Below are 10,751 nucleotides of genomic sequence, written 5' to 3' on the forward strand. Positions count from 1 at the left end.
GCTCCCGGGGGTCGGCGTCAGTAGACGAGGATGTCCCAGTGGCTGCCCTCGTTGCAGTACAGGTTGCCCGAGGCGGCCTTCCACTGCGGGTAGCCGTCGCCCCGGTAGCCGATGTAGGTGAAGCTGTTCTGGATGTAGCCGTCGATGCAGGAACTGCGGGCGATGTCGACCTTGTAGCCGTTGTAGTGGCTGTAGGTGCCGGAGGCGTGGCCCACCTCGGTCCCGCCCGTGATGTTGATGGCACAGCCGCTGGCCCGCTTGAGGGTGATGATGGCGCTCACCGTGCCCGAGTTGATCTGCTCGAACGAGGTGCAGGTGGAGTTGGACCTGGTGGTACATCCCCCGCTGGAACTCCACGTGATGCCGGCGCTGCTGAACTGACCGGCGGCCGTCGACTGCGACAGCTTGGTACCGCTGGCGCCGGCCGTGGGCGCCGAGACGGCGAGGCCGGCCAGGGCCAGGGCAACGACGACGGCTGCGGTGCGTGGCTTCATCTGCATCTCCCGGTGACGATGGTGGACCTCCGACCCGGCCCCCGGATCCGGGGGGCCTCGGCAGGCGGACGGGTAGCCCGGCACCGGACGAAAAAGGACCGGCCCCGGACCACGGGGTCGTGCGACGTGCGGTGACGCGGCAGTGCTCCGGCGCGAGGGACGATCCGCGCAGCGCCCCCGCCCGCAGATCCTGCGCGAGGAGCGGGCTTCGAGGACCGGTACCGCACCAGGATGACCCACCACCGTCTATGCGAGTAGACCCCGGCCCGTGAATTTCGTGTGACGACGAGGCGTCCGTCCCCCGGGGGCCGACCGGACCGGCGGCCGAGGCGGTGGCGGCCGGGACAGGGCCGGCCTCGTTCCTGGCCGCCGCCGCGCTGCGCATGATGGACGCCACCGCCCGCACGGCCCGCCACGCGCCTGCGGACACCGCGGACCAGCGCGACCCGCAGCAGGCCCTGTCCGCGCTCCTGATGCTGCGCCACCTCCGCGAGGAACTCGCAGGCTGGGAGACCGGCCTGATCGAGACCGCCCGCGGCGCCGGCGCCACCTGGACCGACCTCGCCGAACCGATGGGCGTCCGGAGCCGACAGGCCGCCGAGCGCCGCTACCTGCGCATGCGCCCCGACAGCGACGCCGGCACCGAGGTGGGCAGCACCGGCGAGCAGCGCGTCCGGGCCGCACGCGACCAGCGCGCCGCCGACCGCGCGGTGACCACCCGGGCCCGCGACAACGCCGCGGACCTGCGCCGCCTCGCCGGACAGATCAGCGCCCTGGACGGCCTCGCCACCTCGGCGGCACTCGCCGTGCAACGCCTGCTGGACGCACTCGGCCACCACGACCCCGCCCGCCTGCTCGCCCCGCTCGCCGGGACCCGGCCCCTCCTGGAGGCGGCGCGCCGTCGGCGCACGAACTGGTGTTGGCGGCGGCGCCGCCGACTTCGACGTAGAGGGTCTGTCCGCCGGACAGCCCGGTGAGCGTGCCGGACACCTGAGCACCCCGGCCGCCGCCGACGCCGTTGTCCTCCAGGCCGCCGGCGGCACCGGTCGCCGTGACGTCGGCCTGCGTGACACCGGCTGGGACGGTGAACGTCTGCTCGGCGCCGGTGAACACGAACGTGCAGGTGGTGGTGGGGCCGGACACCGTGCAGGTGCCCTGCGCGTGGGCGGGCGCGGTCAGCGCCAGCGGAGCGATTCCAGCCGTGCAGAACAGGCCGGCCGCGATGGCCAGTGCCCGGCTCCGGCGGGCCACCGAACCGGTGCGGGGCACGCCTGCGCCCGAGCCCGGCGGACCGCCGGCAGACGGCAGACGGCAGACGGCAGTGTGGACGTCACAATCTGCTCCCTGACGAGGAGGGGACCTTGTCGGCAGGAAGTTGCCGCCTCCGCCCTGAGCCAGGAAGCGCAGGTCGCCGGTGCCACGTGGCCTGACACACCACCGGTGTCACCCCGGCGGGCCTGCACACGCCTGCGCCGGTTCGCCGGTGGCGTCGGTCACGGCTCAGCGTGTGTCCGCCACGACCTGCCGGATCACCGTGACGGGCGCGTCGCCCGCCTCCTCCCCGAGGAACCCGTCGGCGTCACGCACGCCGTACGGTCCCATGAGCCGTGTCCCGGCCGTGCCGGCCTGGTACCACCGGTGGTCGAGCAGTGCCCACCGCCACATCGGCACCCGAAGGCCACCCGCTCGACGGCCCGGCCTGCGCGTCCACCACGCCACCCGGGCACCGGCCGGATCGCACCCGGCGCGGTGTGTCGGGACACCCCGGGTCGCCGATGCGCCCGGTGGCCGGCCCTCAGAAGGTGACGCGCACCTTCAGCGCGGTTCGCTCGTCCATCGCCCGGTAGCCGTCCGGCACTCCGTCGAGACCGACGGTGCGGTCGAAGACCAGACCCGGATCGATCGCACCGGACAGCACGTCGGGCAGCAGCTCCGGGATGTACGCACGGGCGGGGGCCACGCCGCCGCGCAGCGAGATGTTGCCGTCGAACATCCGGGAGATGTCGACACCGGCACTGCCGCCGTGCGGCACGCCGACGAAGCCGACCGCGCCACCGTCACGGGTGACGGAGATCGCGGTGCGCATCGATTCCTCGGTGCCGACCGCCTCCAGGACGGCGTGCGCGCCCTGACCGCCGGTCAGTTCCCTGACCGCCTCGACCGCGGCCTCTCCGCGCTCGGCCACCACATCGGTGGCGCCGAAGGTACGGGCGATCGCGGTGCGCGCCTCGTGGCGGCCCAGCGCGATGATCCGGCCGGCGCCGAGGCGCTGCGCGGCGAGCACCCCGCACAGGCCGACCGCGCCGTCGCCGACCACCACGACGGTACTGCCCGGCCGGACACCGGCGGTGACGGCGGCGTGGTGGCCGGTGCTCATCACGTCGGACAGCGCGAGCAGGCCGGGCAGCAGCTTCTCCTCACCGGCCGCCTCCTTCGGCAGCTTGACCAGGGTGCCGTCGGCGAACGGGACGCGGACGGCTTCGCCCTGGCCGCCGTCGGACCCGACCTCGCCCCAGAAACCACCCTGCGGGCAGGACGTGTGCAGGCCGTCGTGGCAGTAGTCGCAGACACCGTCGGACCAGACGAACGGCGCGACCACGAAGTCACCGCGGGTGACCCCGGTCGCCTCGGAGCCGGTCTCCTCGACGATGCCGAGGAACTCGTGGCCGATCCGCTGGCCGGCCACCCGGGACGCCACACCCCGGTAGGCCCACAGGTCGCTGCCGCAGATGCAGGCGCTCACCACCCGCACCACTGCGTCGGTCGGGTGCCGGAGCACCGGGTCCGGCACCTCCTCGATCCGGACGTCACGGGGGCCGTGGATGACGGTGGCACGCACGAAGCACTCCTGGCACTGCTCGACGACGGGAAGACGACAGCCAGGGTCGCCGGGCGGGGACACTCGCGTCCAGCTACATCTCCTACAACCTGGCCTTAAGATGGACTGATGCTCGATGTGAGGCGCCTCGTCCTGCTCCGTGACCTGGAGGTGCACGGCACGGTCACCGCCGTCGCCGACCTCCACGGCGTCACCCCCTCCGCCGTCTCGCAGCAGCTGCGGCTCCTGGAGGAGGAGACCCGTACCCGCCTACTGGAACGCACCGGCCGCTCGGTCCACCTCACCGCCGCAGGCCGTCGGCTGACCAGCGACACCGAGCACGTGCTCGCCGCACTCGAACACGCCCGCGTCCGCCTGCTCGCCGCGGCCCGGCACCCCGCGGGTCCCCTGCGCCTCGCCTGCTTCCCCAGCGCCCTGGCCCCGGTGGCCGCCCCGCTCGCCACGGCCCTGGAGGCCGCCCACCCGGACCTGCAGCTCCACATCACCGAGGCCGAACCCGAGGCCGCCGTACGCCTGCTGCTCCAGCGCCGCGCGGACGCCGCCCTCGTCTACCGGTACGACAACCTGGCCGCTCCCCCGCTACCGGGCGTGGCAACCCGGACGTTGTGCACCGACCCGCTGGTCGCGGTCCTGCCCCGCGACCACCCGGCCGTCCGGGCGGACCGCGCCCCCGTCGACCTGGCGGAGCTCGCCGACACGCCGTGGATCACTGCCCCGGCGCAGAGCGCGTGCGGAGAGGCCGTACTCCACGCCTGTCGCTCCGCCGGGTTCACTCCCCGGGTCCGACACGTCTGCACCGACTTCACCGCCATGATCGCCCTTGCCGCGAGCGGGGGCCACACCGTCCTCGCCCCCCGCATGGCGGCCGCCCACCTGCCGCCCGCCCTCACCGCGCTGCCGGTGACCGACACCGCCCTCGCCCGCACGATCGGGATCGCCACCCGCCACGACACGGCGGACGAACCCGCGATCACCGCCTGCCTCGACACCCTGCGCACACTCCTGCACGGATCCTCGCGGTGATCGGCACGCTCCTGATCACCGAGGGCGCCACCGGGTTGTGACCGACGGCGAAGCACCGGACGATCCACGAGGGCGCGCGGGCGCGCTCGCCCCTCGCGTGCCCGGGCGGTCGGCACTGCCCTGCCGCAGGCATCCGCATCCGCGGTGTCACCCGGACTTGACGGCCAGGACGTCGACGGGGCGGACGTCCGGGGCGCCTGCCAGCAGGGTGGGGGCGATCTCCATGAGGGCGGCGGCGATCGGTCCGTTCAGGTGGGCGGTGCGGCCCGCCTCGTCGGTGAAGGTGTCGAAGATCCCGAAGACGGTCGGGCTCTCCCGGAAGGCGAACCAGGTCACGGTCCGTTCTTCGGAGCGGGCCGCGTCCAGGGCTCCGCGCAGGAGCGTCTCGACGGCGTCCGCATGCTCCGGCCGGGCTTCGATGCGGGCCAGCAGACCGACGTTCGATTCCATGACGTGCACTCCGATCCTGAGGTGTCCGAGCGGCCCCGGCGGGGGCGGCCCCGGAGCAATCGGTAACACGGTGCGGAGGCGCGCCCCCGCAGACGGCCCCGCCGGAGCGGCTTGTTCACCGTCCTGGCGGCGTGTGGCGGACGGGCCGGGCCCGGCTGCGCCTGACGCGCCCGTCCGTGGGCTCTCCTCCCGTGCCGGAACCCCGTCACCCCGCTCCCGGGGCACCGTCACCGACCCGCTGCACTCCGCCCCCGCGGCTCCCGTGCGTCGCGTTGGACGCCGTCATCCCGAGCGGTTGGACGCGGCCTCGGGTTCAGTCGTCATCCAGCGCGGAAGAAGTCACCCGTGCAAGTGACACGTGGCAATCGATGCGGCGCAGCCGCCCCGCCCGAACCCGGACGGCTGCGTCCGTGAGATCACCGCTCCGGCCCTTCCCGCGACCCGGAGGACGTCATGACCACACGAAGGAGCCCGCGGTGACGACCCCCGAGGTACCGCCACGGCCGAGCGGCCGGCGTCTGCTGCTCGGTGTCGTCCGGGACATCGTGGTCCCGATCGCCCTGTACTACGGCCTGCGCGCCGCCGGCGTCAGCGTCTTCGTCGCGCTGCTGGCCGGCGCCTTCCTGCCGGCGCTCACCACAGCGGTGCAGTGGCTGCACACCCGCAGCCTGGAGGGCATGGCGGGCTTCGTCGCCGGGACCATGCTGCTCGGCGTCGCAGCCGCACTGGTCGGCGGCAGCCCCCGGTTCCTGCTGGCCAAGGACGGTTGGCTGACCGGTGTCGCCGGGCTCTGGTTCCTGATCTCGATCAGGGCCAGGCGCCCGCTGCTCTTCCACGGCGGCCGCCCCCTGCTGGAGGGGCGGTTCCGCTCCGACGGCACCTCCTGGGACGTGCTGTGGGAACGCGAGCCGGCCTTCCGGCGGATCTGGCGGGTCTCGACTGCGATCTGGGGCGTGGCGATGCTGCTCGATGCGGCCGCGCGGGTCGTGATGGCCTACTCCCTGCCGGTGGACGTGGTGCCCGGCCTCGGCGCGCTGCTCTGGCCGGTCACGCTGCTGCTGTTGCAGGTGGTGAACGGCATCTACTACGAGGTGGCCGGACTCTGGCGGCTGACCTCCGGCACGGCCGCGCGCTCCGCGGACGGCTGAGCGCCCCCTGCCGTGCTCCAGCCACCCGAGGCAACGCACCGCACCCGTCGACGCCGAACACCCGCCCCGCCGGCTCACCCGCTCACCCGCTCACCCGCGGACTGAACCGCTCGGTCGCGGTCCTACGGACGCGGGACCGCCCGGGGTGGTGCCACAGCTCGATGGCCGTCCGGGCGATTCCGCACGGCTGGCGCAGCACCGCCCGCACCGCAGCCGACTGGGCGTCACACCTCGCCGAGCACCCCCGGCGCCGGTATTGGCTGCTGACGCACGACGGAGAACCCGCCGGCGTCGCAAACCTGGAGCCGCACCCGGACGGCGACGTGGAGATCACCACCTTCGGGCTCGTCCCGGAGCACGTCGGCCGCGGCCTCGGCGGCTACGCGCTGACGCTCGCGCTGCGCCAGGCATGGGCCACCGAACCGCTCGGCGCCGAGTCCGTCCGGCGGGTCCGGCTGCACACCGACACCGACGATCACCCGAACGCCCTGCGCAACTACGAGAACCGGGGCCTGCGCCCGTACGACGTCCGGACCGAGACCGTCGGCACCGCCTGAGGGTACGGGGTCGCCGGGTGATCACCCGCTGGTGAGGTCGTCGGCACGGCGGCTGATGTCCCGGCCCTCGTCGTCCCACCGGTTCTCGGCTCCGGGCAGGGCCAGTCAGTAGTGGCGGTCGGTCCATTCGCTGTCAGGGATGCGGCTTTCCGGGACGTGAACGCATCGATCGGCCCAGTCGTGGGCGACGAACACGGGCCGGCTGAGTACGACATCTCCGGCGCGCTGGGCGCGGAGGACCACCCCGAGGGTCTCGGTACCGGGGTCCGCGTGCGGGCCGTAGCGCAGCTCGTGGCCGTGAGTGGTCGTGTACTCGATGAAGGCGGCTTCGAGTTCGGACGGTACGCGGCCGACCAGCCGGAGCCCGTCGAGGGCCACCTGGGGCCCGCGCCGTGCGTTGACGGCCACGCAGGTCAGGCGGCCCGCGTCGTAGTAGGCCGTGAGCGCGGGGCCGCCCGGCGCGTGGGTGAGGGCGAACTCGTAACTCACCACGTCGCCGTAGTGGTTCGTGCTGCGCAGGGAAGGCTCCAGGAAGCCTGCGACTGCCTCCGTGGCGTCGTCGTGCGCCATACCGAACCGCAGCGGGCCCACACTCCTCAACGGCTCCCACACCCACTGGGCCCGGTCGGCCTCGTCGACGACCACCCGCCACTGGTTCCAGAACGTCATTCGCCGTACTCCTCATCGAACGAGCGTCCAGGCTACCCGCCACCCCACTGCTGATCCTGTGCGCCGCCGACCTGCCGCCCCTCGCTCACGACTCGCAGGCCGTGACCACGACCGCGCTCGCTCCGCGTCCGCCCGCCCCGGCCGGGTGCGACGGTGGCCTCGTGGTGGTCGTCGCCGTGACCGGGGGTCAGTGCGGCGTCGGTGCAGATCGTGGTCCCTGGCTCCAGGGCGGGGTGGGCCCCGTATCCGTCCTGGCGGTGGGTGCCGGTCCCGTGGCTGTGCCGGGACTGCGGGTCGACGGTGGACACTGCGCCCGGGCCCGGTGGTGTCGGTACTGGCACCGCTGCCCCGGCAAGCCGATCATGGCGCTGGCACGGTCCGTACCGGCCAGTGCCGGGGCCCCGCCCCGCCCCGAGCCGGGTCAGCCGGTCGGTGCACCGACCGATGGCACCTGCCGCCCGCCGCCGGCCCGTGCACCCCATCGCCCCCGTCGTCCGCACCAGGAAGGACCCCTTCATGGCCGTCTCACGGACACCGTCCGCCGCCCGCCGTGCCACGGCACTCCGCTGCGCGAGCGTGGCCCTCTCGATCGGCATCGCCCTCACCGCAAGCAGCGCGGGCACCGCCCCCAAGGCGTGGGCCGACGACGCCCCGTTCCCCGTACCCGTGGCGGCCGGCCCGGCCGACCAGGTGATCACGGTCCACGCGGACGGCACCCGCGCCACCGTGACCCTCTGGGAACGACGCGACGGCCTCTGGCACTCCCTCGACTCCACCACCGACGCACGCGTCGGCTCCGGTGGCCTCCACGACGGCCCCACCCGCGTCCAGGGCACCGGCACCACACCCACCGGCACCTACACCCTCACCCAGGCCTTCGGCATCGCCCCCGACCCCGGCACGACCATGCCCTACCACCAGGTCACCGCCCACGACTGGTGGGTCCAGGACCCCACCTCCGCCCACTACAACCAGATGCGCACCGACACCCAGGGCGGCTTCCACCTCACCGAACAAGGCCCCCTCGGCAGCGAACACCTCATCAACTACCCCGTCCAGTACGACAACGCCCTGGTCATCGACTTCAACACCTCCCCCGCCGTCAAGGGCCGCGGCGCCGGGATCTTCCTCCACGACCTCGGCCCCCAGGCCGGCCCCACCGCCGGCTGCGTCGCCGTCCCCGCCGCCTTCATGAACCGCACGATGCGCTGGATCAACCCCGCCGACCACCCCGTCATCGCCATCGGATAGCCCCCGCGCCCCGTGCCGCACACGGCGAGCCCGCGTCCGGGCCCGCGCCCGCCCCGTGCGGCACCCGACCCGGCTCCGGCGGGGGGTCGGCCCTGCGGAGCCCGCACCAGCGCGGCAACGGACCACCGATGAACGGCCCGCGCCGGACGGATCGGGCTCGGGCCGGGCCGGGCCGAGGCGGGCGAGGGGGCCCGTCCGCGGGCTACGACCCGGCGGAGGCGCTGTCGTCCGCGGCGCGCGCCGCGGTGCCGAACCGCCAGGCCTCGATGTCGCGGTAGCGGATCGTCCCCGGGCCCCGGGCGATGTTGCTGCCGACCAGGTGGAGGCGCTCCGCCGGCCACGGCCGACCCACGAACCCGGCGAGCCCGGCCGCCGCCCGCGGCACGCTGACCGGATCCTCACGGCGCGACCGCGCCAACGTCAGATGCGGGCGCAACGGGCGCTCGGCGAAGTCGATCCCGCAGGACCGGACCAGCTTCCGGACGTCGGCGGCCAGCAGGTGCAGGCCCTCCAGGTCCCCGCCGATCCCGCTCCACAGCAGTCGCCCGTCGAAGTGGCCTCCCCCGCGCAGGCCCAGCCGCAGAGCAGGGCGCGACACCGCCTGGCCCGCCAGCACCGACTGCAGCAACGGCACTGCCGTACGCGGCAGTTCACCGAGGAACGCCAAGGTGATGTGCCAGTCCTCGATCCGGTTCCACCGCAGCCCCGGATACATCGTGTACGCGGGCTGCAGGGCGCGGGCCAACTCCTCCTTGGCGTCATCGGGCGGAGCCAACGCCACGAACACACGCAACGTCGGCGACTCGGGGGAAACATCCACCAGGGATTTCTAGCACCCCCCGCGGACTCCCACCCAACGCGGACCTGCAGTGACGACAACCAGCGATCGTGGGCAGTGAGTCCGGCGACGGCTTTCGCGTTTCCGTCAGAGGGAGACAGACGGTGTGCCGATACCTGCTGTTCCGCTGGCCCCGAAGGCCGTAGATTCACCCCGGGCCCACGATGTGGCAGAGGGCGGGACGGGCTGGAGACACCTTTGCGGGACAGTTTTTCCGACGGATTCCTTACGCGGCTGGCGCACGACACGCATCCGGTTGACCTGATGTGCCTCTATCTGCTGCACGGCTCGGTCGAACGGATCCCTGGCTTGTCGGCCGATCCGGAGACACTGTCGTTCAGGCACCTGAGCCGGCATGTCCGCGCCGAGGACCGGTTCGGCTACGGCGACGCGGAGACGTTCTCGCTGTGGATCAGGAACAAGGTCCGCGGGCGCCTGTACGGCTTGGAGTTCAGGATCTACTTCATCGCCGGTGAGCCCTTTGCCGACGCGGTGATTCCGTTCGGTGCCCCGGTCGGCCTGCCCCGGTTCATGCACCACCTTCGTGGGTGCTACGGCTCGGGGGGAGCTCCGGGCGACTGGGACTTCGACGTGTACACCGACGTGCGTGATCTGCGCGAGAGTGTCGTGCTGTTCGGCAACCGGCGCGAGGTCTGGTTCCAGGTCGCCCGCGGCCCGGTGGTGGCGGGCCGGTCGAAGTTGCTTCCCCGGACCCAGGGCCGGCTGGTGACCGGCCGTCTGCACGGCAACCGGTTCGGGACGGATGCCCGACTGCACGCGGGAGGAGTGATGTTCCCTGACCGCCTCGCCGCCGTCGAGGGCGTCTCGGCCGAGGCGCGGGCGTACCGGCGGTACGTGGCCAGGCTGCGCGATCCCCTTCCCGTGCGGGCGGGACGGCCGGTCCGCCCCGAGTTCGGCACCACGATGCGGCGGCGCTCCGTGAGCTGATCGATGCCGGGTCGTGGGACCGCGCGACCGGCCCTGCTCGCAGTGGAAGGCATGCGAACGGCGCTCGTTCCGTGAGGGGCGCGGGCCCGTGCGGCGGCGTGCCGGGCGAGGCGGACGCCAGGTGCGAAAACCGGGTGCCCGCGGGGCGATGAGTTTTGCGGCCCCGGCCGGTCTACATCCCGACAGGTACGGCCGACTCATCGGGAGTACAGACATGGGCCTCATCCACATCGAGCTGTTCACCACCCTCGACCTGGTCGGGCAGGCGCCCGGCGGCCCCGACGAGGATCCGGTCGGGTTCCCGTTCGGCGGCTGGCAGGTACCCCTGCTGAACGAGACCACCGGGGCGCAGATCGTCGCCGCGTACGAGGGCACCGACGCCCTTCTGCTCGGCCGGCGGACGTACGACATCTTCGCCGCCCACTGGCCGCACCAGGAGGGCGGGTTCGCCGAGCTGTTCAACCGGATCCCGAAGTACGTGGCCTCCCGCGGCACGCCCGCGCTGCCGTGGGCCGGGTCCGCCCTGCTCGGCCC

At 73.4% G+C, this 10,751-nt stretch carries 11 protein-coding genes and 1 pseudogene; 7 read left to right on the forward strand and 5 right to left on the reverse strand.

Annotated elements, in window-relative coordinates; translation table 11 throughout:
• Positions 1 to 17: 17 nt before the first annotated feature.
• Positions 18 to 494, reverse strand: a complete 477-nt coding sequence (locus tag AB0D10_RS39435; RefSeq protein WP_360265648.1) for a hypothetical protein — start codon at positions 492 to 494, stop codon at positions 18 to 20.
• 383 nt (positions 495 to 877) lie between these two features.
• On the opposite strand from AB0D10_RS39435, the gene AB0D10_RS39440 reads away from it, so the two are divergent.
• Positions 878 to 1,471, forward strand: a complete 594-nt coding sequence (locus tag AB0D10_RS39440) for a hypothetical protein (RefSeq protein WP_360265678.1) — start codon at positions 878 to 880, stop codon at positions 1,469 to 1,471.
• 818 nt (positions 1,472 to 2,289) lie between these two features.
• On the opposite strand, the gene AB0D10_RS39445 is transcribed toward AB0D10_RS39440, so the two are convergent.
• Positions 2,290 to 3,333, reverse strand: coding sequence for a zinc-dependent alcohol dehydrogenase family protein (locus AB0D10_RS39445; RefSeq protein ID WP_360265651.1), 1,044 nt, complete (start codon positions 3,331 to 3,333; stop codon positions 2,290 to 2,292).
• A 108-nt stretch (positions 3,334 to 3,441) separates the two neighbouring features.
• On the opposite strand from AB0D10_RS39445, the gene AB0D10_RS39450 reads away from it, so the two are divergent.
• Positions 3,442 to 4,356, forward strand: a complete 915-nt coding sequence (locus AB0D10_RS39450) for a LysR family transcriptional regulator (RefSeq protein ID WP_360265654.1) — start codon at positions 3,442 to 3,444, stop codon at positions 4,354 to 4,356.
• A gap of 147 nt (positions 4,357 to 4,503) precedes the next feature.
• Here AB0D10_RS39450 and AB0D10_RS39455 read toward each other — a convergent pair whose 3' ends face one another.
• The gene (locus AB0D10_RS39455) at positions 4,504 to 4,806 is read right to left on the reverse strand and encodes an antibiotic biosynthesis monooxygenase (RefSeq protein WP_360265657.1); all 303 of its coding nucleotides are present in this window, start codon (positions 4,804 to 4,806) and stop codon (positions 4,504 to 4,506) included.
• A 476-nt stretch (positions 4,807 to 5,282) separates the two neighbouring features.
• Here AB0D10_RS39455 and AB0D10_RS39460 point away from each other — a divergent pair, with 476 nt between their 5' ends.
• Both AB0D10_RS39460 and AB0D10_RS39465 read left to right on the forward strand, forming a co-directional pair.
• Positions 5,283 to 5,954 carry a VC0807 family protein gene (locus AB0D10_RS39460; protein WP_360265660.1) on the forward strand — a complete coding sequence of 224 codons (672 nt, stop codon included), beginning with the start codon at positions 5,283 to 5,285 and terminating at the stop codon, positions 5,952 to 5,954.
• A 161-nt stretch (positions 5,955 to 6,115) separates the two neighbouring features.
• Positions 6,116 to 6,511, forward strand: a complete 396-nt coding sequence (locus AB0D10_RS39465) for a GNAT family N-acetyltransferase (RefSeq protein ID WP_360265662.1) — start codon at positions 6,116 to 6,118, stop codon at positions 6,509 to 6,511.
• A 105-nt stretch (positions 6,512 to 6,616) separates the two neighbouring features.
• On the opposite strand, the gene AB0D10_RS39470 is transcribed toward AB0D10_RS39465, so the two are convergent.
• On the reverse strand, positions 6,617 to 7,180 hold the full coding sequence (locus tag AB0D10_RS39470) for a hypothetical protein (RefSeq protein ID WP_360265665.1): 564 nt from the start codon (positions 7,178 to 7,180) through the stop codon (positions 6,617 to 6,619).
• A gap of 516 nt (positions 7,181 to 7,696) precedes the next feature.
• Between AB0D10_RS39470 and AB0D10_RS39475 the strand changes: the two genes are divergently transcribed.
• On the forward strand, positions 7,697 to 8,431 hold the full coding sequence (locus AB0D10_RS39475) for a L,D-transpeptidase family protein (protein WP_360265668.1): 735 nt from the start codon (positions 7,697 to 7,699) through the stop codon (positions 8,429 to 8,431).
• A gap of 202 nt (positions 8,432 to 8,633) precedes the next feature.
• Here the strand turns inward: AB0D10_RS39475 and thpR are convergent, their stop codons facing one another.
• Positions 8,634 to 9,251 carry an RNA 2',3'-cyclic phosphodiesterase gene (gene thpR, locus AB0D10_RS39480; protein ID WP_360265670.1) on the reverse strand — a complete coding sequence of 206 codons (618 nt, stop codon included), beginning with the start codon at positions 9,249 to 9,251 and terminating at the stop codon, positions 8,634 to 8,636.
• Positions 9,252 to 9,533: 282 nt separating this feature from the next.
• Here thpR and AB0D10_RS39485 point away from each other — a divergent pair, with 282 nt between their 5' ends.
• Positions 9,534 to 10,217, forward strand: a complete 684-nt coding sequence (locus AB0D10_RS39485) for a hypothetical protein (protein ID WP_360265672.1) — start codon at positions 9,534 to 9,536, stop codon at positions 10,215 to 10,217.
• 214 nt (positions 10,218 to 10,431) lie between these two features.
• Positions 10,432 to 10,751 (forward strand): annotated as a pseudogene (locus AB0D10_RS39490) (deaminase); the annotation flags it as partial.

The organism is Kitasatospora sp. NPDC048545 (assembly GCF_040651155.1).
Lineage (GTDB): Bacteria > Actinomycetota > Actinomycetes > Streptomycetales > Streptomycetaceae > Kitasatospora.

Bases quoted from the DNA above. Each gene is read 5' to 3' on its own strand.
- AB0D10_RS39450 (WP_360265654.1), top strand. From the start codon at position 3,442: ATGCTCGATGTGAGGCGCCTCGTCCTGCTCCGTGACCTGGAGGTGCAC.
- AB0D10_RS39455 (WP_360265657.1), bottom strand. From the start codon at position 4,806: ATGGAATCGAACGTCGGTCTGCTGGCCCGCATCGAAGCCCGGCCGGAG.
- AB0D10_RS39465 (WP_360265662.1), top strand. From the start codon at position 6,116: ATGGCCGTCCGGGCGATTCCGCACGGCTGGCGCAGCACCGCCCGCACC.
- AB0D10_RS39440 (WP_360265678.1), top strand. From the start codon at position 878: ATGATGGACGCCACCGCCCGCACGGCCCGCCACGCGCCTGCGGACACC.
- AB0D10_RS39435 (WP_360265648.1), bottom strand. From the start codon at position 494: ATGAAGCCACGCACCGCAGCCGTCGTCGTTGCCCTGGCCCTGGCCGGC.
- AB0D10_RS39485 (WP_360265672.1), top strand. From the start codon at position 9,534: ATGTGCCTCTATCTGCTGCACGGCTCGGTCGAACGGATCCCTGGCTTG.
- AB0D10_RS39470 (WP_360265665.1), bottom strand. From the start codon at position 7,180: ATGACGTTCTGGAACCAGTGGCGGGTGGTCGTCGACGAGGCCGACCGG.
- AB0D10_RS39475 (WP_360265668.1), top strand. From the start codon at position 7,697: ATGGCCGTCTCACGGACACCGTCCGCCGCCCGCCGTGCCACGGCACTC.